This window comes from Spirillospora sp. NPDC047279 (assembly GCF_040643285.1).
Lineage (GTDB): Bacteria > Actinomycetota > Actinomycetes > Streptosporangiales > Streptosporangiaceae > Spirillospora.
Genome location: NZ_JBEYUA010000001.1, coordinates 687,373 through 710,841 on the forward strand (window position 1 = coordinate 687,373; position 23,469 = coordinate 710,841).

At 70.3% G+C, this 23,469-nt stretch carries 25 protein-coding genes; 19 read left to right on the forward strand and 6 right to left on the reverse strand.

The window, feature by feature from the left end; translation table 11 throughout:
* Positions 1-50: 50 nt before the first annotated feature.
* The 8 genes from ABZ810_RS03375 to ABZ810_RS03410 all read left to right on the forward strand — a co-directional run bounded on the left by ABZ810_RS03375 (position 51) and on the right by ABZ810_RS03410 (position 5,297).
* Complete coding sequence (locus tag ABZ810_RS03375; protein ID WP_358398576.1) at positions 51-563, forward strand: sigma-70 family RNA polymerase sigma factor; 513 nt, start codon at positions 51-53, stop codon at positions 561-563.
* Between the two features lie 14 nt (positions 564-577).
* Entirely contained in the window at positions 578-1,330 is a 753-nt protein-coding gene (locus ABZ810_RS03380) for a zf-HC2 domain-containing protein (protein WP_358398578.1), read from the forward strand.
* 206 nt (positions 1,331-1,536) lie between these two features.
* Positions 1,537-1,911: a thioredoxin family protein gene (locus ABZ810_RS03385; RefSeq protein ID WP_358398962.1), complete on the forward strand. Its 375-nt coding sequence runs from the start codon at positions 1,537-1,539 to the stop codon at positions 1,909-1,911.
* A 116-nt stretch (positions 1,912-2,027) separates the two neighbouring features.
* Positions 2,028-2,093 (forward strand): putative leader peptide, encoded by a 66-nt coding sequence (locus ABZ810_RS03390; protein WP_353819285.1) that lies wholly within the window; start codon positions 2,028-2,030, stop codon positions 2,091-2,093.
* 78 nt (positions 2,094-2,171) lie between these two features.
* On the forward strand, positions 2,172-2,609 hold the full coding sequence (locus tag ABZ810_RS03395) for a DUF4395 domain-containing protein (RefSeq protein WP_358398580.1): 438 nt from the start codon (positions 2,172-2,174) through the stop codon (positions 2,607-2,609).
* Positions 2,606-3,445 carry a sulfurtransferase gene (locus ABZ810_RS03400; protein WP_358398582.1) on the forward strand — a complete coding sequence of 280 codons (840 nt, stop codon included), beginning with the start codon at positions 2,606-2,608 and terminating at the stop codon, positions 3,443-3,445. Before ABZ810_RS03395 ends, ABZ810_RS03400 begins: the two co-directional genes overlap by 4 nt.
* 69 nt (positions 3,446-3,514) lie before the next feature.
* Positions 3,515-3,823, forward strand: a complete 309-nt coding sequence (locus tag ABZ810_RS03405) for a DUF1416 domain-containing protein (protein WP_358398584.1) — start codon at positions 3,515-3,517, stop codon at positions 3,821-3,823.
* A 166-nt stretch (positions 3,824-3,989) separates the two neighbouring features.
* The gene (locus tag ABZ810_RS03410; protein WP_358398585.1) at positions 3,990-5,297 is read left to right on the forward strand and encodes a hypothetical protein; all 1,308 of its coding nucleotides are present in this window, start codon (positions 3,990-3,992) and stop codon (positions 5,295-5,297) included.
* Here the strand turns inward: ABZ810_RS03410 and ABZ810_RS03415 are convergent.
* From ABZ810_RS03415 to ABZ810_RS03430, 4 genes are all read right to left on the reverse strand, one after another.
* Positions 5,179-6,513: a hypothetical protein gene (locus ABZ810_RS03415; RefSeq protein ID WP_358398587.1), complete on the reverse strand. Its 1,335-nt coding sequence runs from the start codon at positions 6,511-6,513 to the stop codon at positions 5,179-5,181. The two genes, ABZ810_RS03410 and ABZ810_RS03415, sit on opposite strands and share 119 nt — an antisense overlap.
* The gene (locus ABZ810_RS03420; protein WP_358398588.1) at positions 6,510-7,115 is read right to left on the reverse strand and encodes a hypothetical protein; all 606 of its coding nucleotides are present in this window, start codon (positions 7,113-7,115) and stop codon (positions 6,510-6,512) included. Before ABZ810_RS03420 ends, ABZ810_RS03415 begins: the two co-directional genes overlap by 4 nt.
* Entirely contained in the window at positions 7,112-7,738 is a 627-nt protein-coding gene (locus ABZ810_RS03425) for a hypothetical protein (RefSeq protein ID WP_358398591.1), read from the reverse strand. The genes ABZ810_RS03420 and ABZ810_RS03425 overlap by 4 nt, the downstream gene beginning before the upstream one ends.
* A gap of 115 nt (positions 7,739-7,853) precedes the next feature.
* On the reverse strand, positions 7,854-9,044 hold the full coding sequence (locus ABZ810_RS03430) for a S8 family serine peptidase (RefSeq protein WP_358398594.1): 1,191 nt from the start codon (positions 9,042-9,044) through the stop codon (positions 7,854-7,856).
* A gap of 228 nt (positions 9,045-9,272) precedes the next feature.
* Between ABZ810_RS03430 and ABZ810_RS03435 the strand changes: the two genes are divergently transcribed.
* From ABZ810_RS03435 to ABZ810_RS03450, 4 genes are all read left to right on the forward strand, one after another.
* Entirely contained in the window at positions 9,273-9,575 is a 303-nt protein-coding gene (locus ABZ810_RS03435) for a hypothetical protein (RefSeq protein ID WP_358398597.1), read from the forward strand.
* A 76-nt stretch (positions 9,576-9,651) separates the two neighbouring features.
* Positions 9,652-10,962, forward strand: a complete 1,311-nt coding sequence (locus ABZ810_RS03440; RefSeq protein WP_358398599.1) for a hypothetical protein — start codon at positions 9,652-9,654, stop codon at positions 10,960-10,962.
* Positions 10,963-10,983: 21 nt separating this feature from the next.
* Entirely contained in the window at positions 10,984-11,685 is a 702-nt protein-coding gene (locus ABZ810_RS03445; protein ID WP_358398601.1) for a hypothetical protein, read from the forward strand.
* Positions 11,686-11,712: 27 nt separating this feature from the next.
* Entirely contained in the window at positions 11,713-12,090 is a 378-nt protein-coding gene (locus ABZ810_RS03450; protein WP_358398604.1) for a hypothetical protein, read from the forward strand.
* 12 nt (positions 12,091-12,102) lie between these two features.
* Here ABZ810_RS03450 and ABZ810_RS03455 read toward each other — a convergent pair whose 3' ends face one another.
* Both ABZ810_RS03455 and eccCa read right to left on the reverse strand, forming a co-directional pair.
* Positions 12,103-12,588 (reverse strand): YbaB/EbfC family nucleoid-associated protein, encoded by a 486-nt coding sequence (locus tag ABZ810_RS03455; protein ID WP_358398606.1) that lies wholly within the window; start codon positions 12,586-12,588, stop codon positions 12,103-12,105.
* Positions 12,589-12,622: 34 nt separating this feature from the next.
* A complete protein-coding gene (gene eccCa / locus ABZ810_RS03460) occupies positions 12,623-16,582 on the reverse strand; it encodes a type VII secretion protein EccCa (RefSeq protein ID WP_358398609.1) in 3,960 nt (1,319 codons plus the stop codon).
* A 444-nt stretch (positions 16,583-17,026) separates the two neighbouring features.
* Between eccCa and eccD the strand changes: the two genes are divergently transcribed.
* From eccD to ABZ810_RS03495, 7 genes are all read left to right on the forward strand, one after another.
* Positions 17,027-18,424: a type VII secretion integral membrane protein EccD gene (gene eccD / locus ABZ810_RS03465; protein WP_358398612.1), complete on the forward strand. Its 1,398-nt coding sequence runs from the start codon at positions 17,027-17,029 to the stop codon at positions 18,422-18,424.
* Positions 18,425-18,466: 42 nt separating this feature from the next.
* The gene (gene eccB / locus ABZ810_RS03470; protein ID WP_358398614.1) at positions 18,467-19,888 is read left to right on the forward strand and encodes a type VII secretion protein EccB; all 1,422 of its coding nucleotides are present in this window, start codon (positions 18,467-18,469) and stop codon (positions 19,886-19,888) included.
* Positions 19,889-20,257: 369 nt separating this feature from the next.
* On the forward strand, positions 20,258-20,548 hold the full coding sequence (locus ABZ810_RS03475) for a WXG100 family type VII secretion target (RefSeq protein ID WP_358398616.1): 291 nt from the start codon (positions 20,258-20,260) through the stop codon (positions 20,546-20,548).
* 236 nt (positions 20,549-20,784) lie between these two features.
* Positions 20,785-21,099 carry a WXG100 family type VII secretion target gene (locus ABZ810_RS03480; protein ID WP_358398618.1) on the forward strand — a complete coding sequence of 105 codons (315 nt, stop codon included), beginning with the start codon at positions 20,785-20,787 and terminating at the stop codon, positions 21,097-21,099.
* 41 nt (positions 21,100-21,140) lie between these two features.
* Positions 21,141-21,431: a WXG100 family type VII secretion target gene (locus tag ABZ810_RS03485; protein ID WP_358398620.1), complete on the forward strand. Its 291-nt coding sequence runs from the start codon at positions 21,141-21,143 to the stop codon at positions 21,429-21,431.
* A 143-nt stretch (positions 21,432-21,574) separates the two neighbouring features.
* Positions 21,575-22,024: a DUF2563 family protein gene (locus ABZ810_RS03490; protein ID WP_358398622.1), complete on the forward strand. Its 450-nt coding sequence runs from the start codon at positions 21,575-21,577 to the stop codon at positions 22,022-22,024.
* 48 nt (positions 22,025-22,072) lie between these two features.
* Positions 22,073-23,368: a hypothetical protein gene (locus ABZ810_RS03495; protein WP_358398624.1), complete on the forward strand. Its 1,296-nt coding sequence runs from the start codon at positions 22,073-22,075 to the stop codon at positions 23,366-23,368.
* The last annotated feature ends 101 nt before the right edge of the window (positions 23,369-23,469 follow it).

Below are 23,469 nucleotides of genomic sequence, written 5' to 3' on the forward strand. Positions count from 1 at the left end.
AAAAGCGGTGGTCTTGTGAACCGGGCCCCGACCGCGTACGTGTCACTGGTGTGGGTCCCACCGCGGATGAAGGGCTGCTGCGCGCCCTGTACAACGAGCACGGCGGTCCTCTTCTCGGCTACGTCCTCCGGCTGACCGGAGGCGACCGGCCGCAGGCCGAGGACGTGGTGCAGGAGACGTTGCTGCGCGCCTGGCGGCACCCTGAGGCGCTCGCCGGGCGCCCGGTCCGGCCGTGGTTGTTCACGGTGGCCCGCAACCTGGTGGTGGACGCCCATCGCGCACGGCGGGCGCGGCCTCCCGAGACCGGCATCGACGAGCAGGTCACGCAGACCGCCGGAGACGACGACATCGACCGGGCGCTGGAGTCGTGGACGGTCGCCGAGGCCCTGGCCGACCTCAGCCCCCCGCACCGGGCGGTGCTGGTCGAGACCTACTACCGGGGCCGGTCGGTGGCGGAGACGGCCAAGACGCTCGGCATCCCGGCCGGCACGGTCAAGTCGAGGACCTATTACGCGTTGCGGGCGCTGAAACTCGCGTTGGAGGAGCGGGGGTTGGCGCCATGACGGGGTGCGGTGAGATGCGGGCCACCCTCGGGGTGTACGTCCTCGGGGCGATCGACCCGGCCGAGCGGAGCCAGATCGAGACCCACCTGTCGGCCTGCCCGTCCTGCCGGGACGAGCTGGCCGCGCTGGCCGCGCTCCCGGCGCTGCTGGGCCGGGTGAACGAGGCGCAGATCGCCCAGGTCGCCGGGCCGCCCGAGGAGATGCTCGACAGCCTGCTGGCCAAGGCCGCCGACGAACGCCGGCGCCCGCTCGCCTGGCTGGCCGGGGCAAACGGCGCCCGCGGCGGGGACGGCGGACGGCGTGGACGGGTCTCGCGGTGGGCGCCGGCGGCGGCGGCCGCGGCGGTCCTCCTGGTCGTGGGAGGCCTCGTCGGCGGCGCGATCGGGGTCACGTCCCTGGCCGGCGACGACCGGCCCGTCGCGGTGCGGACCGTGACGCCCCCGCCGACGCCCCCGACGGTGCCGCCCAAGGCCGAGCAGCTCATCGCCCGCTCGCCCGACGGCAAGCTCGAGGCGCGGGTGATGCTCTACAAGAAGCGCTGGGGCACCCGCGTCGAGTTCTACCTGCGCGGGGCCCCCTACGAGGGGAGCTGCCGGCTCTACGCGGTGGCCAAGAACGGGCAGCGCGACCCGCTCGGCAGCTGGTTCGTCGCGTACCGGCGCGGCTACGGCGAATACCCCGCCTCCACGATGATCCCGCGGGACCAGCTCTTCTCGTTCGAGGTCGTCACCGTGGAAGGCCAGCCGCTGCTGACCGTCCCGGCGTGACCGCTCCCGCACCGAGGTTCGGGGGCGGAACGGGAATCTTCACGGCTCCCGGGTACTTTCATCTGACGATGACTGGTGCACTCGTGGCGATCGGCGTGTTGCTGGCGGCCACCGTTTTCGGGCTGGCCCGGCGGCGCCGCGACGGCGTGCTGCGCCAGGTCGGAACGGCCGGGGCGCGCGAGCCGGACGGATCACGTGAGGTGGACATGCCGGACGGCGACATCGACGACGCGGGCGTGCCCGCGCAGGTTCCCGCCGCCGGGGGAGAGCGGCTCGACGCCGCGGACCTCGGGGGCGAGCCGCTCGGCGAGCGGGCCACCCTGGTGCAGTTCTCCAGCGCGTTCTGCGCGCCCTGCCGGGCCACCCGGCGGGTGCTCGGAGAGGTCGCCGGCATGGTCGACGGCGTCTCACACATTGAGATCGACGCCGAGCGGAACCTCGACCTCGTCCGCCGTCTCCATGTGATCCGCACCCCAACCGTGCTCGTCCTCGACCGGTCGGGACACGTCGTCCGGCGAGCGTCCGGGCAGCCTCGGAAGGCCGATGTCATCGCGGCTCTGGGAGACGCGGCGACCTCATGAACGGCGACCCGTTGACCTGCGTGAAGGCCGCGGTCAGTGTCTCGGAAGTCGAGACAGATGTGACAGCCCGCGGAAAGTCGGCTTACCCTGTGTACGTGCGTGACCGGACAGAGCAGATGCTCACGAAGCGCCGCGCGGTCGACTTCTGCCGCGTGGCCGCCTCGCTCTGTCGCATGGCCTGAGGCATCGAGCCCGTTCGCCCCCGAGCATTTCTCCGACTTCGCTCGTACGCACGATTCTCCGCTCTAGGAGCACTCCCGATGCAGGTTGACCCGAGAGGGCAGCGTTTTGCCGCGGCCGTCACATCCGTCGTCCTCATCGCGGTGCTCGTCCAGGGAAACTGGGTGCTGCTGGCCTGCCAGGCGCTGGTGTTCGCACTCGGCGCCTTCCTCGGCCTGCGGTACTCCCCGTACGGGATGGTCTTCAGACTGCTGATCCGGCCCCGTCTCGGCCCGCCCAAGGACTACGAAGACGCCGCTCCGCCGCGGTTCGCCCAAGCGGTCGGCCTGGTCTTCGCCCTGGTCGGAACGGTCGGTTACGCCCTGGGGATCGAATGGCTCGGCATCGGTGCCACCGCCTTCGCACTGGGGGCGGCGTTCCTGAACGCGGCGTTCGGGTTCTGCCTCGGCTGCGAAATGTATCTGCTGGTCCGCCGCATTTCTCCGAAGAAGCATTCCGACTGGGAGGTTCCCGTATGAGCCGCTCCGACGTCCTGGTGGACGCCGACTGGGTGGAGTCCAACCTGGACGCCCCGGGTCTTGTTCTCGTCGAGGTCGACGAGGATGTCTCCGCCTACGACAAGGGCCACATCCGTGGCGCCGTGAAGATCGACTGGAAGACCGAGCTGCAGGACCCGGTCCGCCGCGACTTCGTCGACAAGACCGGGTTCGAGCAGCTGCTGTCCGCCAAGGGCATCGCCAACGACGACCTGGTGATCCTTTACGGCGGCAACAACAACTGGTTCGCCGCCTACGCCTACTGGTACTTCAAGCTCTACGGCCACGGCCAGGTCAAGCTGCTCGACGGCGGCCGCAAGAAGTGGGAGCTCGACTCCCGCGAGCTGGTCACCGACGTGCCGAGCCGTCCGGCCACCGACTACAAGGCCAAGGACCAGGACCTCACCATCCGCGCCTTCCGCGACGAGGTCGTCGACGCCATCGGCACCAAGAACCTCGTCGACGTGCGTTCGCCCGACGAGTTCAGCGGCAAGCTGCTCGCCCCGGCGCACCTTCCGCAGGAGCAGGCGCAGCGGGCCGGCCACGTGCCGACCGCGCGCAGCATCCCGTGGTCGAAGGCGGCCAACGACGACGGCACGTTCAAGTCCGACGACGAGCTGCGCGAGATCTACGGCGAGGCCGGCGTCGACCTCGGCAAGTCCACCATCGCCTACTGCCGCATCGGTGAGCGTTCGTCGCACACCTGGTTCGCGCTGCACGAGCTGCTCGGCCTGCCCGACGTCAAGAACTACGACGGCTCGTGGACCGAGTACGGCTCGCTGGTGGGCGTGCCGGTCGAGCTCGGCGAGCCCAAGTAGCAAGCAGCAGGACCTTCCGCCCCTCTCAGCGGATCGACTCATCCGCCCGCCGGCGGAGAAGGAGGAGAGATGACTCAGGGCTGCGCAGCGCCCGCGCAGACGGCGCACCTTCCGGCGACCGTCGACCTGAACAACGAGGCCGTCATCCAGGGCACGGTCACCCGTGACGGTGCCCCCGTTTCCAGCGCCTACGCCCGCCTGCTCGACTCGACCGGTGAGTTCACCGCCGAGGTCGTCACCGGCGACGAGGGCGTGTTCCGGTTCTTCGCCGCCGATGGCGACTGGACCGTCCGCGTGCTCGCCGCCGGCGGCGTGAGCGTGGACAACGCCGTCACCGCCAAGGTCGGTGAGGTCGCCGCCCTCGAGGTCGCCATCTGACCCGAGGCCACCTCGTTCCGTACGCCGAACCCCGCCGCCCGCCACGTGCGATCGGCGGGGTTCGGCGTTCCGGCCGGGCGGCCCTCGGGGGCCGCGCGGGGTGGCGCGAGACTCTCTCCTGCCTATTCGTGCCGATCTGTCGCCTGTGCTCGATAGCATCTCCGAGATGTTCGAACTGTCGGCTCGCTCCCCCCTCGTGCTGCCGTGGGCCACTCTCAAGCTCGCGGCGCGCTTCGCGCTGCCATTGGCGCTCTGGTTCACCGTCGGGGAGCTGCTGCGGTACGGGGCGATGTACGCCGGCTACCGGCTCGGGCAGGGCAAGGGCACCGTGGCCACCGTCATGCCGCTGGTCACCATCAGCGTGCTGGTGATGATCAGTCTGGTCATCACCGTGGCGATGGTGCACTGCGTGCGCGAGGGCCTGGACGTGGTGCAGGCGCGCGAGGCCGACGGCGACCTGACCCCGTGGGCGGTCGGCAACGACGAGGGCGCCCTCGACGCGCTCAACCGCGCCGTCCTGCCGTTCGTCATCTTCTACCTCGCGTGGGGGATGATGCGCGAGGACGCCCTCGACTTCGCCGAGGCCGCGGTCAGCCGCGGGTTCGCCGAGGGCGGCATCCAGGGGGCCACCAAGGGGCTGGGGCTGGCCATCGAGGTCGGCGAGCACATGAAGCTGGCCATCGGGCTCACGGTCGGCTTCATCGTCCTCAAGATCCTCGGTGAGTGGCTGATGCGGTCCAGGCTGCCCCGGGTGTCCGGCCTGATCCTGGCGTTCATCGAGATCAACTTCGCGCTGTCGGCCATCTTCACGATCGACCACCTGCGCGGCGAGGCGGGCGAGTGGATCACCCAGCGCGAGGTCTGGGGCTGGCTCAACGACGTCGCGGGCGGCGTGCTCGCCCTCTGGCCCTCGTTCAAGCACGCGGTGCTCGGCGGGCTGATCTGGCTCGTCATCGCCGGCGTCATCCTGGGCCTGGACGCCACCGACGAGGAGGTGGTCCTCGGCCGGAGCCGGACCGCCCGGCGGCTGGCGCGGGCCAGCGGCATGGCGCGCACCAACAGCCCCCGCGAGCTCATCACCCGCGGCTTCCGCGAGATGTGGCTGCCCGCCTGGTACGGCCTGCGCCTCGTGCGCCGGTCAGGCCTCGTGCCGTTCGCCACGTTCGCCGCGCTCTTCATGGGGCTCAACGTCGTCGAGGTGATGGCCCGGCGCCAGATCTACGAGCTGCTCGGCCCGCACGACGCGGCCTGGTGGACCGGCGCCCTGCCGTTCATCGGCTACGGCGCCGCGATGGTCTTCGAGGCCCTGCGCATCTGCCTGCTGGCCGCCGCGTTCAACCTCGTCGTCACCCGCGTCATGGTGCAAACCGCAGCAAAGGCTGGGGCGCCCCCCGCTTCGTCGTCGCCAGGGGTCGTGGCGCCAGCACCTCAAGCGAGACCGAGTCGGCCTTGGAGCGGGGCAGCGACACCTTGACGGCGAACTGCACCGGCTGGCCGGGACGCGGCGTCCCGACCGGCAGGCCCGCCGCCTTCCAGATCCGGCCGTCCGCGTCGCGCAGCCGATAGGTGATCCCGAAGCCCGCGAGCGCCTTGGACCCGTTCGCGTTCAGCGGCCGCGCGGTCAACGTCACCTCGATCCGTGACACGTCCTGGTCGGGGGTCAGCGCCGACTTCTGCGCCGTCCGGTTGGTGATCCGCCACTCCGCGTCCATCAGGACGCCCGCACCGCCCTTGGCCACCGGGATCACCTTCTCCGGCGGGTCGAACGTCTTGTGCGCGGTGTCCTGCGACTCCACCCAACGCAGGCCCAGCAGGACCGACGCCAGCGTCATCAGCGCCATCAGCTCGTAGAGCCGCCGCTCGCCCGGCAGCTTCGCCCGCCGCGGCTTCTCCTCCTCGGCCGGCTCCTCCGCGCTCGGCCCGGGGTCAGGCCGGGTCTCCTCGAACGGATCCCGCTCCCGCCGGGTTTTCTCGAACGGGTCCCGCTCCCGCCGCGTCTCCCACCCCGGCTGCGTGAACCCCCCGGTCTGCTGCCCGTACGCACCACCGGTCTGCCCGTACGCACCCGTCTGCGCCCGAGCACCAGGCTGCGCGTGTCCACCGGTCTGTGCGTGCTTGCCGGATTGTGCGCGTGCTCCGGTCTGTTCGAACGCGCCGGTCTGTCCATGTCCGCCGGTCTGTCCATGTCCGCCGGTCTGTCCATGTCCGCCGGTCTGTCCATGTCCGCCGGTCTGTCCGTGTCCGCCGGTCTGTCCGTGTCCGCCGGTCTGTGCCTGAGCGCCCGGTTGTGCCTGTGCGCCGGTCTGTCCGTGCGGCCCGGGTTGTCCGTGCGCGCCGGTTTGTGCTTGAGCGCCGGTCTGGCCGTATGCGCCGGGGGGCGGCGCGTACGGGCCCGTCTGGCCGTACGCACCGGGCTGCGGGCCCGTTTGTGCGTGCGCGCCGGTTTGTGCTTGGGGGCCGGTCTGGCCGTACGTGCCGGGCTGCGGCCCCGTTTGTGCGTGGGCACCGGGCTTCGCGTGCGCGCCCGTGCCTGGTTGCCCGTATGCGTCCGGCCGGCTCGGGGGCGGGGGGTCGGTGGGCCACTGGGAGGAGGGCGGGGAGGCCTGCCCTCTGGCGTGCTTGCCGCGCGGGGGCTCGCTCGGGGGCTGCTCGTCCGGGGGATTGCCGTCCCAGTGGGGTGGCGAGCTCATGAGCGTCCTGACGGGTCGTAGTTCACCGCGGCGGTGTTGATCATCTGGGTGGCCCGGGCCTTGGTGATGCCGAGGTCGACCTCGGTCGCGGCCGAGGGGGCGATGAACAGGCTGCTCTCGCTGATCACCATGTGGGCTCCCGCGAGGCGGTTCTTGGGGACCTCGAAGATGTGGCTCCACCTGCCCCAGATCAGCGGCTGGAAGTCGGAGAACGCGAGGTTGCTGGACACGCTCGTGCGGGAGGCCTTCTTGAACGTGTAGCCGCCGGGGGTCTCCAGGACCGCGGTGTCGAGGGTCATCGGCTCCTTCTGGGCCATCGCCCGGCCGGTGACGATCAGGAAGACGCCGTCCGTGGTGACCGGGGGCCGGCTGGTGATGCTGCCGAGCCCCTGCTTCAGCGAACGGGCCACGACGACGCCCTCGACCTTGAGATCGAACTCGGGGTTGGAGATGACCTTGCCGACCTTGCCGCTGGTGCGGATGGGATCCAGCACCTCGGCGTCGACCTTGGGCTCCACGGTGTAGAGCCACATCGCGGCGCCGAGGAGGGCGCAGCCGGCCACTCCGGCGCCGCCGCGGATGAGGACGAACCTGGCGTTCACGAGGCGGCCACCGGGAGCGTGAAGAGGGCGGCGAGGCGGTCTTCGGCCTTTTCGACCACGCGCCAGCGGTACTCGGCGTCGGTGAAGCCGGTGCCGAACTCCCATTCGAGGAGCCCGACCGTGAACTGCCTGGGCGAGTCGGCGGGCCCCATCTTCCACATCGCGGTCGCCTCGATGGGCAGGCCGGGCTGGACGGACGTCACCGGGCTCCCCGCGGACATGCCCTCGACGTCGTCGGGCTTCAGCCAGGTGCCGGCCTTGGTGCGGGCGGCGACGCCGTCCTTGAGGCCGCCCGAGCTCAGCGACGCGGTCTCCTTGTCGTTGTTGACGACCCGCATGCGCACCACGACGTAGCGCTGTGGCTTGGTGTCGAAGACCCCCTTGTCGGTCGTGATGCGCGCGTCGTGCACGGTGACGGTGAACTTGCCCTGGTCGACGATCTGCTCGGGGGCCCGCCGGGGTTGCTGCGGGGTCTGGTCGAGCCCGCCGGTCAGCCACAACACCGGCAGCAGGACGGCGACGGCGCCGCCGATGATCGCGGGCACCAGGAAACGTCGCCGCGCCGGCTCCTCGGCCTGTGGCTCGGAGGCGGGGGGCGGCGCAACCGGGGGGAGGGGCTGCATGCCGCCAGATCGTAACGTCTACCGCTGACAACCGCCCATAGATGGAGAATTCACCCAGGTGGTGACCGAGGCGGCGCAGCCCCGCACGTGGCCGCCGGACGGGACCGGCCGCGGATCAGCGGACGCGGCGGGTGGGGGTGACGGTGTCGTCGTCGGAGAAGGTGACCTGGCCGGGCTTCCAGCCGCGGCGGCGGCCGGCCGGGATGACCATGCCGGCGGCGACGACCAGGGCGGCCAGCCCGAGGGCGCCGCCGCCGATGCCGAGGGCGACGGCGCGGGTCGTCGCGTCGACCGTGTCGCGCCTCGGGAGGGTCAGCGAGCCCGGCTCCGCGCGGGGCGCACCCACCGCGTTCACGTCGATGACGCTCGTCACCGCCTCCAGCGGGCTGACCTGGCCCGAGCCGCTACCGTCGCCCTTGGAGCCCTGCGCGGTGCGCTCGATACGGGTCATGATCTGCTGGCCGTTGAGCTCGGGGTGCTGCTGCTTGACGAGCGCGGCGACCCCGGCGACGAACGGGGCCGCGAAGCTGGTGCCGCCCTCCTTGGAGATGTAGCCGCCGTCCGGGGCGATCGTGACGATGTCCTTGCCGGGGGCGATCACCGAGACCCGGGTGCGGGCGTTGGAGAACTGGCTCACCTGTCCGTCCTGGCCGAACGAGCCGACGGAGAGCACTTCCTCGTACTGGGCGGGGAACGCCGGCGTCGGGGTGCCCTTCCGCTCCGGGTCGATGTTGCCCGCGGACGCCACGATCAGGATGCCCTTGGCGGTCGCCTGGAGGACGGCGGCCCGCAGCTGCGGCGAGGCGGCGTGGGTCTCGGAGGAGATGTTGATGATGTCGGCGCGCGCCTTGATCGCCTCGTAGATGCCCTTGACGAGCAGCGCGGGGTCGTTCTGCGTGGCGGCGGCCGCGTACTTGATCGGGATGATCGTGGCGTCGGGCGCGACGCCGTGGAAGAGGCTGTGCCCCTTCTTCGCCCCGATGATGGCGGCGACCTCGGTGCCGTGGCCGACGCAGTCGCGCTTGCCGGTCCTGGTGAGGTCGATGGTGGGCTCGAACTTGAGCTGCGGGTTGTTGTTGTCACCGCCGCTGTCGATCACCGCGACCCGGACGCCGCGTCCGGTGGCGTGCTCGTGGACCTTGTCGAGCGGCATCGCCTGCTGGGGCCACGGCGCGAGCGTGATCTCGCTCTTGGGCAGGTTGCCGCGTTCGGGCTCGCACTTGGTGGGGGCCGCCTCGGCCGCGGTGGGCAGGGCGAGTTGTGACGCAAGACACACGACCAGAGCCGCGCCCGCCGTCCACCGCATGACCTGCCTCCACATCGGAACCTTCACGATCCACAGAGACTCTAAAGGATCCGCGACCGTGATTCGTGGGCTCGGGTCCCGGAAGTGAGGGTTGGGGTGGAGTGTCGACTTTTAGCCATGCTCCTCAACGACCGATCGGTTTGTCATATCCTGCTCGAAGTTCTCTAACGATCTTCCGCAATGAGCGTCGCGGTCGACCTTCGGCAGGCCTGAACGAAAGGTAGAGGTGTGGGCGGCGAACTTCAGATCAACTCGGAGCGGATCGCGCAGCACGGGACGGATCTCAAGGAGACCTTCGTGCCGCAGCTGACGAAGATCGGTGAGGACCTCAGCGCGGACGGGATCTACAACCTCGAGGGCGGCGCGTTCAGCGTGACCTGCACGATGGCCTCCGTGGCCTATCCCGGGGCGATCCAGTTCGTGTTCGAGGACCTCAAGACCCACATCGAGATGCTCAGCGGCTACGCCGCCAACATCGAGACCACGGCCAAGAACTACCAGGGCGCCGAGGACGGCAGCAAGATCGTCTGACCTGGACGGGGCCGCGCTGGCGGCCCACCCATCCCCGCGACCGAAACGACCCGCCACGTAACGGAAGAAGAGGACCATGGGAGCCGGGAGAGCGCTCGGAGCCGTCGAGACCCTGATGGACACGGCCACCACCGAGGCCGGGACGGCGGCGTTCCTGCTGCCGCCCGCCGCGATGGTCACGTTCCAGTTCAAACTGTCCACGGGCGACGCGCCCGCCCTCGACGTCGCCGGTCAGGCCTGGCGCGAGGCCGCCGAGGCGATCCAGAAGCTGATCACCGAGCTGCCGCAGAACGTGCAGTCCGTCCCCGCCGACGCGTGGACCGACACCGCGCGCCCGCAGTACGAGGCGAAGATCCAGGAGTTCTGCTCCCAGCTGGACGCGCTGCAGGCGTACTGCCAGGCCGTCGGGATCTCGCTGACCACGGTCGCCTACGCGCTCTTCGCCTACGCGCTCTTCGCGATCGGGATGGGAACCTTCCTGGCGGCCCTGGCCATCGCGGTCATCGCGGCCGCCGCCTCGGTGGTCGGCTCCCCGTCCATCGCGGGCATGCAGGCCACCGCGGCCACCTGCCTCACCATCACCACCGTCGCCACCGGGATCCTCGCCGCGTGCGGCCAGATCGTCGCCGCGGTGCTGGCCGGCGGCGCGCTGCTCACCGCCTTCGTCGAGAAGGGCCGGGGCAACGAGCAGGCCCTCGGCGACTTCTTCCAGGCGCAGGCGACGGGCGCCGCGGGCGCCGCGGCCAACCTGCTCCAGAACGCCGCCAACGCCGGCCTCTCGTTCGTCAACCGCTACCAGGACGCGGCCACCCTCCCGGGCAGCAAAGTCAAGCCGCCCAAGGGCGTGCCGCTCCAGGAGGTCGACCTGGACGCCGACCGCGCGTTCGACAACACCTGGAACGTGGGCGCCGGGGCCACGGTGGAGACGCCGGGCGGCTCCACCTACGAGGGCGGCGTGCACGTCCAGAAGGGCGACGGCGAGGCCTGGGGCGTCGACGCCGAGGGTTCGTACGAGGGGCCGCTCGGCAACTCGGCCGAGGTCTCGGGCGGCTACTCGCAGGACGCCGAGGGCACCCAGACCTGGAACGCCGAGGGCGGTTACCAGAACAAGGCCGGCGTCGGCGTCACCGGCGGCTACGAGCACGACGACCAGGGCAACGACACCGTCTCGGGCGGGGTGACCTACGAGGACCCCACCGAGACCGTCAGCGGGGGCGTCGAGGGCAACGTCAACGTGGACGACGGCTCCTGGAGCGGAACGGCCGAGGGACAGTACGCTCCCTCGGGTGTCCAGGTCGCGAACGGCTCCGGCGAGGTGACGGGGCAGGGCTGGGGCATCAACGACACCTCGGGCGACTTCCAGCCCCCCTGGGAGAGCGCCCCGTAAACCGCTCCCGGAGGTCCGTCCATGGGTGACATCCACCACTCTCCCGTTCTGCTGGTCGACCAGCCCAAGGACGAGAACACCTATGTCATCACCGACCCGGAGGGCGGCCCGCTGGGCCACGGCGGCCGGGTCATGGGGGAGCAGCCCAAGAAGAGCTGGCTCAAACGGCACTTCGAGGAGCCGCAGGCCCTGGGCCGTGCCGTCGTCCGGGTGGACCGCCCGGACGGCACCCCGCTGTTCTTCGCGGACCGCGCCGCCGCGTCCGGCGACCCCACCGACCTCCAGGGGCCGCCGTGCGCGGTGGTGTCACCGGACGGGCAGCTGATCGGCCGGTTCGAGTACAACCTCCAGTCGACCGCGCAGAGCTTCCTGGAGGGCGTGCGCGGGCCGCTGGCGGGCGGCGGCGGGTCGTACACCGAGGCGCACCGGCTCTTCGACGCGAACGGGCAGCAGCTCTGTGACGTGCTCTGGGAAGAGGTCGAGTACGGGACGGTGCGGGTCAGCAGGTTCAACTACGAGGAGCTGGAACGCCCGCGCGGCGGTCGTTTCTGCACGTTCTACGACATGAACCGCACGGCGCTGGCCCGGCTCGACAGCCACCAGCCGGCCTGGTCCAGCAAGGACCGCTACGAGCTGGAGCTCAACTACCAGCTTCCCGAGCCGCTGCGTACGCTGATCCTCGCCGCACCCATCGCGCTCGACCTGCTGCGCAGCTCGGAGTAGATCGAGCATCGGCCAGGAGCTGACGACATGGCATACCCCCCGCCGAACGACCCGTCCGGGCGAGAGCCGCAGCGCCCGCCCTACCAGCCGCCGCAGCAGCAGGGGCCACCGCAGCAGGCCGCGCCCTACCCGGGGTTCGGTGACAACAACGTGCACGCGCAGTACGAGCAGCAGCAGCGCGAGCGCGCCGCCCAGCAGGCCGGTCAGCCCGTCCAGCGGGTGAGCCCGGCCGACATCATGCGCGGCAGGTTGCCCGGGGCGGACGACCCCGCCTCGTCACCGGAGACGCGCGCGGCAGTCGAGCACGCCCAGGGCAAGGTCAGGCAGCGCTTCATCGCCCTGGGCGTCCTCTTCGGCGTCCTCATCCTGCTGGGCGTCGTCGCGCTCGCCGGCAGGCTGATGTAGGAGCCGTGGCGCTCAGCCCTGGTAGTTGCCGGGGTGGCCGGGGCCCCGGTAGTTGTCCATGGCCTCCTTGGCGCGCTGCTGCTGGAGGCCGAGCTCGCGGGCCAGGTCCTTCATCTGGCCCGCGAACCCGTTGGCGATCTTGTCGAGTGACGCGAGCGCGGCGGAGGGGTCCAGCCCCTTGTCCGGGTCGTTCGACAGCTTGAACATCGACTCGCTGGCCTCGCGGACCTTGGCCTGGAAGTCGGTGGACGCGGCGTTGACGGCCAGCCGGATCTGCTCGGTCAGCTCGAACGACGGCAGCCGGAGCGCGCGCGGGTCGATGTCCAGGCGGGTGAGGCCGCCCGAGGCGGTGAACTCGGCGTAGATGCGGCCGTCGGCCCCCTCGCCCTTGCCCACGGCCTCGTCGATGCGCTCCTTCATCTTGGTGAAGTCGCCCATTTGCTGTTCCATGTCGCGCTGGAACTGCTCGAAGCCGTTGCCGAGGCTGAAATCGGCCATCTGACCTAACCTTTCTCCGGGAGCGTGTCGGTGGTCACTCGTGGTGGACGGTCTGGACGAGGCGGGTGCCGCCCCGGCGGTCGATGAAGTAACCGCGGCCCGGCGGCAGCGCGTGGGCCTTGATGTTGCCCAGCACCACGCCCTCGTCCTTGTTGCCGGACATCAGGAGACCGGGCGAGCCCATCTCCTTGATGCGCTGCAGGACCGGGTCGTACATGCCGCGGCCGGCGCCACCGAACGCGCGCGACAGGATCACGTGCAGCCCGATGTCGCGCGCCTGCGGAAGCAGCTCGGCGAGCTGGGTCACCGGGTTGTTGGAGGTGGCCACCAGCTCGTAGTCGTCGATGACCAGGTAGAGGTCCGGGCCGCTCCACCACGACCTGTCGCGGAGCTGGTCCGGGGTCAGGTCGGCGGGTGGGAGCCGGTTCTTGAGGGCTCCGACGATGTCCTTGACCAGGGACGCCGCGGCCGTGGAGGACGCGGCGTAGCCGATCCGGTGCTCGGTGTTGGCGTTGTCCAGGAGCGACCGCCGGTAGTCCAGGAAGATCATCCGGGCCTGCTCCGGCGTGTACCGGTCGACGATGCCCTGGACGATCGTCCTGAGCATGTTGGACTTGCCGGACTCGGTGTCGCCGATGACCAGCAGGTGCGACTCCTGCGCGAAGTCCAGGTAGACCGGCGAGAGCGAGTCCTCGTCGATGGCGAACGGGATGCGGTTGCCCGTCTCGGCCGCCGCGGGCAGCTGGCTCATCGGCAGGACCGACGGCAGCATGCGGACCTTCGGCGCGCCCGGGCCCTGCCAGTTGCCGGCGACCGCGCCGACGAACTTGCGGACGCCGTCGGAGAGGTTCTCGCCGTTGGCCTCGCCGTCCAGCCGCGGCAGCGCCGACAGGAAGTGCAGCTTGTCGCGGGTCAGGCCGCGGCCCGGCCGCCCCTCCGGGACGTTGACCGCGAGCTTGCGGTCGACCTCGGACTCGTACGGGTCGCCCATGCGCAGTTCGAGCTTGCTGCCGAACAGGTCGCGGATCGTGGTGCGGAACTCCGACCACTTGTTGACCGTGGCGACGACGTGGATGCCGTAACCCAGGCCGCGCGCGGTCAGGTCGGTGATCACCGGCTCGAGGTTCTCGTAGTCCTGGCGGAGCGTCATCCAGCCGTCCACCACCAGGAACACGTCGCCGTAGCCGTCGCCGGTGATCTCGCCGGCGTTGCGCATGCGGCGGTAGGTCGCCATGCCGTCGATGCCGCGCTCGGCGAACTCCCGCTCGCGCCGCTCCAGCAGCGAGGTGACCTCGGCGACGGTGCGGCGCACCCGGTCGGTGTCGAGACGGTTGGCGACGCCGCCGACGTGCGGCAGGTCCTCGAACGCGGCGAGCGTGCCGCCACCGAAGTCGAGGCAGTAGAACTGCATCTGCTGCGGCGTGTGCAGCATCGCCAGCGACGCGATCAGCGTGCGCAACATCGTCGACTTGCCGCTCTGCGGCGCGCCGGCGAGGCCGACGTTGCCCGCCGCGCCGGCCAGGTCGACGTACATCGGGTCGCGGCGCTGGTGGAACGGCCGGTCGATGATGCCGACGATCGCGTGCAGCTTGTTGCGCCACGCGTCGTTCTGCGTGGTCAGGCCGAGCCCCGGGACGACCGCGAGCGTGGGGAGCAGCCCGTCGAGCGTCGGCGGCTCGTCCAGCGGCGGCAGCCAGATCTCGTGGGCGGGCGGGCCGTGGCACTCCAGCTGCTTGACCACCACGTCGAACAGCGACGCGGTGACCTCGTTCTCGCTGTTCTGCTGCTCTTCTTCCGGCTGCTCGATGATCTGCGGCCGGATGTAGTCGGGGATGTACGGCACGATCTGCCGGACGTGCTGCTTGCTGCCCTTCTTGGCGGCGGGCGCGAGGTCCTCGGTGGCGGGCCCGGAGACGTACGCGGCGCGGAACCGGGTCAGCGACTCGGTGCCGAACTTCATGTAGCCGTGGCCGGGTGCCGACGGCAGCTCGTACGCGTCCGGCGAGCCCAGGACGACGCGGGACTCCTGCGCCGAGAAGGTCCGCAGGCCGATCCGGTACGACAGGTGGGTGTCGAGGCCGCGCAGCTTGCCCTCTTCGAGGCGCTGCGAGGCCAGCAGGATGTGCACGCCCAGCGACCGGCCCAGCCGGCCGATCATGACGAACAGGTCGGCGAACTCGGGCTTGGCGCTCAGCAGCTCGGAGAACTCGTCCAGCACCAGGAACAGCGTCGGCATCGGCGCCAGCTCGGCGCCCTGCTCGCGCGCCTTGTTGTAGTCGCGCAGCGAGGCGTAGTTGCCCTGGGCCCGCAGGTACTCCTGGCGGCGCACCATCTCGCCCTCCAGCGCCGCGTACATGCGGTCGACCAGGGGCAGCTCGTCCTCGAGGTTGGTGATGACGGCCGAGACATGGCTGAGCTCGTCCATGCCGAGGAACGTCGCACCGCCCTTGAAGTCGACGAGCACGAAGTTGAGCTCTTCGGAGGAGTGCGTGACCGCCAGGCCCAGCACCAGCGTGCGCAGCAGCTCCGACTTACCGGAACCGGTCGCGCCGATGCACAGGCCGTGCGGCCCCATGCCGCCCTGGGCCGACTCCTTGATGTCCAGGGAGACCGGACGGCCCTCGGGGTCGATGCCGATCGGCACCCGCAGCCGGTTGCGCGGCGCGCGGGGCCGCCAGACGTCGCGGACGTCGACGGTGAACGGGTTGTCGATGCCGAGCAGCGAGGTCATCGTCGTGGCGGCCGACAGCGCGTCCTCCTCCATGCCGCCCTGCGCGGCGCTGGAGCGCAGCGGGGACAGCTGGCGCGCCAGCGCCTCGGCCTGCTGGAGCGTCATCGAGTCGGGCTTGCCCAGCCGCGTGCCGACGTCCTTGCCGGTGCGGTCCTTGGTGAGGCGGGCGATCCGCTCCTTCTGGACGGCCAGCCGCAGCGTGATCGACTCGTGCACCTGGGCGGCCGAGCCGGTGAGGTCGATGATGCAGACGCCCTCGATGGCGTCGGCGGCGAGCTGGGAGTCGTAGGACGCCTGGCCGCCGTCCATGATGATGATGTGGTAGGGCAGGTCGTCGGCCGAGAGGCCGGGCTGGAACCGCGGCCGGTCCTTGACCGACGGGCCGAACATGGCCTCCAGCGTGGTCATGCTCTCGCTCATGAGCCGGACCTGGCCGGCCGCGTCGTACTCGGTGGGGTGCTGGGTGTGCGGCAGCCACTTGACCCACTGCCACCAGGGCATGCGCTCGCGCGACGCGCACACCGAGATGTGCACGTCGTCGGGGGAGTGGAAGGCGGCGATCTGCATGATCATCGCGCGCACCATGCCGTAGACGGCCTCGGGCTCGCCCTGCGGGACGACCCGCGCGAACGAGCGGATGTTGGCCGCGATCGGCAGGTTGGGCACGTTCGCGTGGGTGCGCATGAACCGGCGGAGCGCGCCGGCGCTCATCGGCTCCAGGTCCTCGACCGGCTTGGTCTCGGGGGCGATCAGCTCGACCGCCAGCTTCTGGTTGCCGGCACCGAGGCGGACCTGGCCGAAGTCCTCGTCGGCGGGGCGGCGCTCCCAGAGTCGGGCGCTCATCACCATCGACCAGAGGCTGGACGGGTCGGGGCTGCCCCACTCCAGGGCCTCCCGCTGCTGCTTGGCCGCGTTCCGCACCTTGCGCCGCACCTGGCCCAGGTAGCGCAGGTAGTCGCGGCGCTCGTTGTTGAGCTTGACCTTGCGTTCCCCGCCGGTCTTGCCGACCTGGCCCAGCATCATGCCGAACATCGAGATCGCGAACATGCCGCCCGCCGCGTACTGCAGCGGGCCGCCGCCGCGGCCGACCATCATGAAGACCATGGCGCCCGAGCCCGCGAGCATGGGCAGGTACGTCATGACCGCCGAGAAGCCTTGCGGCTCGACTTCGGGGAGCTCGGGGGGAGACTCCAGGAGAATCTCTCCCCGCGGCATCGCGGGGGGCCTCCGCCGGTCACGACGGCGGACGAGAACCGTGCTCACGCTTCGTTTCCTTCCACCGGGGACCCAGAGCGGGAGCCCGCCCGCATCCGGCCCGGGCGGGGACCGGGCGGCGGCCGCGACGCTGGCGTCTCTGGGTCACCTCTTAACGCACGCATCAACCAAATCAACCAAATGGTAGTGGCCCGAGCTCGCTGGCGAGAGACCGATTCGTCACGTTCATAGCTGATCATGTGCGAATCAGCCTGCCGATTCGACGGATCGGGGCGGTTTTGTGCCCCGGCGCCGTTCATTGCGTAATCTTGGGCCGGTTCACATCGTGCCACGATGATCTCTCCGGGTGATCACGGACGATCCTCGCGGTCGATGTGATCAGCAGCATCAACCAGGCTGCTGGCGCCACCGGCATGCCACCATGCAGAGTGGTCGTCCCCCGCCAACCCGGTGGTCCCCCCTCCACCCGTCCCGGACAACTGCGAGGAAGTCGTGAGCGCGCCCCCTGGAGCCGACATCTGCAGGATCACGGTCGTCGGACCGAAACGGCGAGTCGACATCGCCGTTCCTGCGGACGCCACGTTCGCCGAGCTCTACCCCACGATGCTGCGTTACGCCGGCCAGGACCTGGCCGACGCCGGACTCGCGCACGGCGGGTGGGTCCTGCAGAAGCTCGACCAGGCGCCGTTCGAGCCGTCGGCCACACCTGGCCAGGCCGGGCTGCGCGACGGTGACCTCATCTACCTGCGGCCGCGGATGGCCCAGATGCCCGACCTCGCGTTCGACGACGTCCCCGACGTCGTCGCGACCGCGGTCAACGACCGGCCCGGCCGGTGGCGGCCCGAGTCCGCGCGCACGTTCGCCCTGGGCTGGGGCGCGACCGGGCTCGGCGTCGGCCTGGTCACGCTGCTCCTGACCGGCCCCGGCTGGATCGTGCCCGCCGCCGTCGCGGGCGGCATCGCGCTGTTGCTGATCATCGCCGCGATCGCGCTCTCGCGTGCGGCGGGCGACGCTGGCGCGGGCGCGGTGCTCGGTTATGGAGCGATCCCGTACGCGTTCGTCGCGGGCATCCTGGCCCCGGCCGGCGACGACCCGCTGTCCAAGCTGGACGCGCTGCACCTGACGGCGGGGTTCGGCGCCGCGGTGCTGGCGGCCACGATCTGCGCCTTCGCGATCGCCGACGGCATGCCGGTCTTCTACGGCACCGCGATCGCCGCGCTGCTCGGTGCGATCACCACCGGGCTCGCGCTGGTCTTCGACTTCGACTCCGCCGGTGTGGCCGCGATCACGGTCGCGGTGGCGCTGGCGCTGACGCCGCTGCTGCCGGCCATCGCGTTCAAGCTCGCCCGGGTCACGCTGCCCCCCGTTCCCAGCAGTGCCGAGGACCTGCGCCGCGACACCCTGATGGTGGACGGCCAGCAGGTGCTCGCCCGCTCGGCCTCCGCCGACCGCTTCGTCACCGGCGGCGTGTCCGGCATGGGCATGGTGGCCCTCGGCGCCTCGCTGCCGCTGGCGCTCCAGGACGGCTGGGTCGCCCCGGCGATGGCCGTCGTGGTCGCGCTCGCCATGCTGCTGCGGGCCCGGATGTTCCGCGGCCGGGCGCAGAAGCTCTGGATGCTCGTCCCCGGCGTCACCGTCCTGGCGGTCCTGGCGGTCGGCACCGCGTTCCTGACCGAGTCCGAGGTCGTCCTGCTGGCCGGCGTGCTGGCCCCGACCCTGGTGGTGTCAGGCATCGCGGTCGGCGTCGGCATGTGGCTGCCCAAGAACCGGCTCACCCCGTTCTGGGGCCGGGCCGGCGACATCATCGAGATCATGCTCGTGGTCGCGCTGATCCCGCTCGCGCTGGGAGTCAGCGGCGTCTTCGACTGGGTCCGCGGCCTCGCCGGCTGACCCGTGAGATCCGAGTCGAGGCCGAACGAGGAGCAGGGGTAGATGCAGACCAAACGCGATCTGCTGCAGGCGCACCGGCTGATGACGCAGCGCGCCTCGCAGGCGCTCATCCTGGGCGAGCCGGACAACCCGGAGCAGCCGCTCAAGCGGCTCAACGTGGGCCTGTTCTCGGGAATCATGGCCGGAGTGCTGGTGGCGGCCGGCTTCGGCATCGCCGGCCTGCTCATGGGCGGCGGTGGCAAGGGGCTGGACGACCCGCAGATGCTTCTCATCGAGAAGCAGACCGGCACCCGGTACGTCTGGTGCACGCCCAAGGGACAGAAGGACAAGGCCCTGTGCCCGGTGGCCAACTACGCCTCCGCCAAGCTGGCGGTCGGCGGCCAGGGCAAGCAGAAGTCGGTGTCGTCCAAGTCGCTGTCGAAGTTCCCGCGCGGCCCGGTGATCGGCATCGCCGGCGCGCCCGACAGCATCCCCGAGCGCAAGCGCCTGGTGGGCGGCCCGTGGTCGGTGTGCGTGCGCACCGGCACCGGCCAGACCGGCCAGGTCCAGTCGTTCGTGTCGCTGGTCGGCGGCAAGAACGTGGGCGGCCGCGCGCTGGACGCCAGCGCCGCGGTGGTCGTCAGCTCGGCGGGCTCCGACTGGCTCGTCTACAACAACCAGCGGCTGAAGGTCAGCCAGGGCGGCCGGACCGTGCTCGGCAACACCGTGCCGGTGCCCGTCTCCCCGGTCTTCGTCAACGCGATGCCCGAGGGGCCCGAGTTCGGTCCACCCAAGGAGGTCCTCAACGGCTTCGGCAAGGCGGTCACGCTGCAGGGCTTCTCGGGGCGGCAGGGTCAGGTCGTGCACGACCAGGGCAACGACCGCTACTACACCGTGCTGCCCGACGGCTTCGCCTCGATCACCAAGGTCCAGGCGCAACTGATCCAGTCGATGCCGCAGTACGGCAACATGCCGCAGGGCACCACGGTGGCGCCCTCGGCCATCACGGCCAACGCGTCCCAGACGACGATCGCGGCGACCGGACTGCCGGACAAGCAGCTCCAGCCCGTCCGGTACGACCCGAAGGAAGCGCTCTGCGTGGTCTACACGGATCTCGGCAGCGGCATGGGCAAGCCGCAGCTGACCGTCGGCGGCGGCACCGACCTGCCGCTCCCCACCACCCAGGGCAGCGGCGGCGTCGACAACGTCGTGCTCCCGCCCGGCAGCGCCGTGCTCGCGGGCGTGCTGACCGGTGACGCGAAGGCGATCAGCAGCTACTACTTCGTGTCGGACTCCGGCCGCAAGTACGCGGTGAAGAACGCCGACGCCGCCAAGGCGCTCGGCTACACCATCTCGCAGGACAGCAGCAGCGACGTCGAGCCGGTGCCGACGCAGCTCCTGCGCCTGCTGCCGGAGGGGCCGGCGCTGGCGCTCCTCGATCCCAACAACCCGCCGCAGATCAACACGCAGGGCAACGGTGGCTAGCCGGCGTGCGTGCGTTCGGCCGGGCGCGACGTGGCTGAAACTCGCCAGCTCCGAAGATCGGCGATCTTTTCCGGAACCGTCCGGGGGACGATGGCGTCAGAGCCAGGAAGATCATGGAGATCACGCGCTCGCCGGGCATCGAGACCGGCGGCCGGGATGTCCGGATGAGGGCGTGGCCGGATGCGGCAGGCACGGTGTGCCGCGTCGCAGGTCGCGTCGCCTGTCGAGGTCGGAACCGGTATGACCGGAAACAGGCTGGTCGTCGTGTGTTCGCCGGTAAGTAGGTAAAAGATCAGACTCGTCCCGGGGTGGCTTGGTAAGTTGCCAGCCGTGTTCCACAGGGCTTGACATTGACGGAGGTGGAGGAGCGTGGGTCAGGCGTTCAGCACGACGTACGCGTCGATGCAGCAGGCGGAGGCTCTCTTCAAGAGCAAGCACAAGGAGCTGACCTCCCTGCTGGACTCCCTGGAAGCCGACCTGCAGAGCGGGCTCTCCCGGTGGGAGGACGACGCGCGCGACGCCTACTTCGAGCAGCAGGCCAAGTGGGACAAGGCGGCCCGCGAGGCGGCCAAGGCGGTGGAGGAGTTCTCCAAAGCCATCCGTGCGGCACATGACAACTACAAGAAGGCCGAGGGTGCCAACACCGGCATGTGGGCCTGAGTGGTTCGACCTCTCTTTGTAACGTTCCGGCCACCGGTTGGTTCGTGGTGGCGGAGCATTGCACGAGGTAGATCGACAGTGATGCGGACGTTGCCCTAGTCTGGTAAAGGCTTGGCAGAGTTGTCTGCCGGGCACGCCGGGCAGGGTGTGGCTCCCGAAGATTCTTGATCAGCTCGGCAACCAACGGGGCCCGCGCCGCATCTAAGACAACCGAGACACACTGGGAAGGGTGACTGATGAGTCAAAGGTCAGCGGTCGACAGAGCAGAAATGGCTCAGGCGGCCCAGCGGGTCGAGTCTGCGGCGCAGGACCTTCACAAGATCAAGGGCGACCTCGCCTCTGAGCAGCAGCAGCTGCAGGGTCAGTGGGTCGGTGAGGCCTCCAGCGCCTTCACCAAGGTCTACACCGAGTTCGACGGCGAGCTGTCCAAGGTGATCCAGGCTCTGGAGACGCTGCACGAGAAGCTCTCCCAGGCCAAGATCAACTACGAGGCCAGCGAGCAGCAGCAGACCGAAGACGTCAACCGGCTCAACTCCCTGCTCAACGGCTGACGGCCGGCTGAGACAAGCGACCCGAGGCTACGGAGGAACCCATGAGCTACAGCTCGATGAACTTCGGCGCTATGCAGCAGGCATACGCCGCGTTCCAGCAGAAGTACACCGCCATGCAGTCGGAGCTCGACGACCTGGAGAAGGCCGTCGAGCAGAAGCTCGGGCAGTGGGAGGACGACGCCAAGTCCGCCTACATGGACGCCAAGCGTCAGTGGGAGGCTTCGGCGGCGGACATCGGCCGCGTGATGAACGCGCTCGGCACGGTCATCAACTCCTCGTCGGAGACCGGCCAGTCGACCATGCGGGCCAACACCCAGATGATCGGCGGCTGACGAAGCCGTTCCCGGCTCCCCGGCCCGGTCGCCGGGCCGGGGAGCCGGTTCAGGGTCGTCCCGGGATCGGCGGACGACCCTCTGGATAACGAAGGCAAGAAAATAGGAGCGGGCGCGGATCAGCCCGCAGGAGGCTGACTGACATGGTTTTGGATAGCGGCGGCGGGGGCGGCTATGCCGGCTTCTACCTGGACCCCTCTTGGCCCGGACTCGAGGCGACCAAGGACGTCGACATCGACAAGGACGAAGTCGAGCGCATCCTGAAGGAACTCCGTGCCGACTACGACGGCTACGCCAACGGCACGGGCACCGTCAGCGACATCCAGTCCCGAGGCAACATCAACACCGCGCACCTGGGCAACTACCCCGCGGCCCAGAGCCTTCAGGCGAGCACGCAGGCCACGTACAACCAGGCCGCCGCTCAGTACAACGCCTTCCTCAACAGTTACGACCAGATCATCACGGCCCTCGAGAACGCGGTGAAGGGCTACAAGGACATGGAGACCAACAACGCGGCGACCGCCAACGGCGTGTCCACCGGCGGCAACTCCAGTTCCCAGCCGACGACCAGCAACACCCAGTCGTACACCTAGGCCGTCAACAGCATTCGTTCGTGGCACTGAGGAAGTGAGAACAGAGCAATGACCGATAGCAGGCCGCAGACCACCGCTCTGCGCGTCGAGGCCTCCCCGCCGGGTGAGTGGGACGGCGGCCTCGACGAGATGAAGCAGATCCTCGAGAGCATGCAGCCGCAGAAGGTGAAGGACGCCGGCCAGGCGTACACCGATGCGGCAGCCAAGTTCGAGCACACCGCGGGTCTTCTGCGCTCCCGGGCCGACGCGCTGTCCAAGGTCTGGAAGGGTGAGGACGCCGCCGCCGCGCAGAAGCAGATGCAGCGGCTCAACGCCACCTCCAAGGAGATGGACGCGAAGCTGGGCGAGGCGGGCAGGGCGCTCGACCTTCACGCCAACCGGCAGATCGAGTTCCAGAGCACCGCTCCCGGTGGCGGCGTGATTCCCGGCTTCACCTACACCGACGCCACGGTCTTCGCGGCGGGCGCGACCATCGCCGGCCCCGCCGGTGGTGTGCTGGCCGTCGGCGGCAAGAAGGTCGCCGACGTCGTCGGCGACCTGACCGGATGGTGGGACAGCGAGGAGAAGGAACTCGCCAAGGAGCACATGAGGAAGCTCCAGGACAGCACCATCAACACCAACAACTCCTGGATGCCGAAGGAGGTCACCACCGACCTCCCGTACGGCGGCGGCACCGAGTGGCAGCAGCCTCCGCCCAACACCGGCGGTGGCATCCCCGGTGGCGGCATCCCCGGCGGCGGCGGTGGCGGCATCCCCGGCGGCGGCGGCGGTATCCCCGGTGGGGGCGGCATTCCCGGTGGTGGCGGCGGTATCCCCGGTGGCGGTATCCCCGGTGGGGGTGGCGGCATTCCCGGTGGGGGCAGCGGTATCCCCGGTGGCGGTAGCGGCATTCCCGGTGGCGGCGGTGGCATCCCGGGCGGTGGCGGCGGTAGCGACCTCGCCGGTGTCGGCGGCGGTGGCGGCCTCTCCGGCGGTGGCGCGAACCTCCCGGGTTCCGGTGACCCGTTCGGTCGCGGTGGCATCGGCGGTGGCGGCGCCGGCGGCGGTATCCCCGGTGGTGGCGCCGGCGGTGGCGGCATGGGCGCCATGGGCGGCATGCCCGGTGCCGGAATGGCCGGCGGCGGGCGCGGTGCCGGAGCCGGCAAGGGCCGCGGGCTCGGCATGGGCGGCATGCGCGCCGGTGGCGGCCGCGCGGGCGCCGGTGGCATGGGCATGCCGATGGGCGGTGCCGGTGGCCGCGGCGGTGCCGGTGAGGGCGAGAACGAGCGCTCCACCTGGCTCACCGAAGACGAGGACATCTGGGGCGGTAGCGACGGCGACGCCGCGCCCCCGGTGATCGGCTGATCCACATCGCGGTTTCCGTGAAGAAGGACTAGGCGGCGTGAACGGCCCGGTATGCTCCGGGCCGTTCACGCCGCTTTCGCGTAAGTGAGGTAGTTGTGCGA

What these genes read in the sequence shown, in the direction of transcription:
- ABZ810_RS03380 (WP_358398578.1), top strand. Translation starts at nt 578, where the DNA reads ATGCGGGCCACCCTCGGGGTGTACGTCCTCGGGGCGATCGACCCGGCC.
- ABZ810_RS03385 (WP_358398962.1), top strand. Translation starts at nt 1,537, where the DNA reads ATGCCGGACGGCGACATCGACGACGCGGGCGTGCCCGCGCAGGTTCCC.
- ABZ810_RS03395 (WP_358398580.1), top strand. Translation starts at nt 2,172, where the DNA reads ATGCAGGTTGACCCGAGAGGGCAGCGTTTTGCCGCGGCCGTCACATCC.
- ABZ810_RS03400 (WP_358398582.1), top strand. Translation starts at nt 2,606, where the DNA reads ATGAGCCGCTCCGACGTCCTGGTGGACGCCGACTGGGTGGAGTCCAAC.
- ABZ810_RS03405 (WP_358398584.1), top strand. Translation starts at nt 3,515, where the DNA reads ATGACTCAGGGCTGCGCAGCGCCCGCGCAGACGGCGCACCTTCCGGCG.
- ABZ810_RS03410 (WP_358398585.1), top strand. Translation starts at nt 3,990, where the DNA reads ATGTTCGAACTGTCGGCTCGCTCCCCCCTCGTGCTGCCGTGGGCCACT.
- ABZ810_RS03415 (WP_358398587.1), bottom strand. Translation starts at nt 6,513, where the DNA reads ATGAGCTCGCCACCCCACTGGGACGGCAATCCCCCGGACGAGCAGCCC.
- ABZ810_RS03425 (WP_358398591.1), bottom strand. Translation starts at nt 7,738, where the DNA reads ATGCAGCCCCTCCCCCCGGTTGCGCCGCCCCCCGCCTCCGAGCCACAG.
- ABZ810_RS03430 (WP_358398594.1), bottom strand. Translation starts at nt 9,044, where the DNA reads ATGCGGTGGACGGCGGGCGCGGCTCTGGTCGTGTGTCTTGCGTCACAA.
- ABZ810_RS03440 (WP_358398599.1), top strand. Translation starts at nt 9,652, where the DNA reads ATGGGAGCCGGGAGAGCGCTCGGAGCCGTCGAGACCCTGATGGACACG.
- ABZ810_RS03445 (WP_358398601.1), top strand. Translation starts at nt 10,984, where the DNA reads ATGGGTGACATCCACCACTCTCCCGTTCTGCTGGTCGACCAGCCCAAG.
- ABZ810_RS03450 (WP_358398604.1), top strand. Translation starts at nt 11,713, where the DNA reads ATGGCATACCCCCCGCCGAACGACCCGTCCGGGCGAGAGCCGCAGCGC.
- ABZ810_RS03455 (WP_358398606.1), bottom strand. Translation starts at nt 12,588, where the DNA reads ATGGCCGATTTCAGCCTCGGCAACGGCTTCGAGCAGTTCCAGCGCGAC.
- eccB (WP_358398614.1), top strand. Translation starts at nt 18,467, where the DNA reads ATGCAGACCAAACGCGATCTGCTGCAGGCGCACCGGCTGATGACGCAG.
- ABZ810_RS03480 (WP_358398618.1), top strand. Translation starts at nt 20,785, where the DNA reads ATGAGTCAAAGGTCAGCGGTCGACAGAGCAGAAATGGCTCAGGCGGCC.
- ABZ810_RS03485 (WP_358398620.1), top strand. Translation starts at nt 21,141, where the DNA reads ATGAGCTACAGCTCGATGAACTTCGGCGCTATGCAGCAGGCATACGCC.
- ABZ810_RS03490 (WP_358398622.1), top strand. Translation starts at nt 21,575, where the DNA reads ATGGTTTTGGATAGCGGCGGCGGGGGCGGCTATGCCGGCTTCTACCTG.
- ABZ810_RS03495 (WP_358398624.1), top strand. Translation starts at nt 22,073, where the DNA reads ATGACCGATAGCAGGCCGCAGACCACCGCTCTGCGCGTCGAGGCCTCC.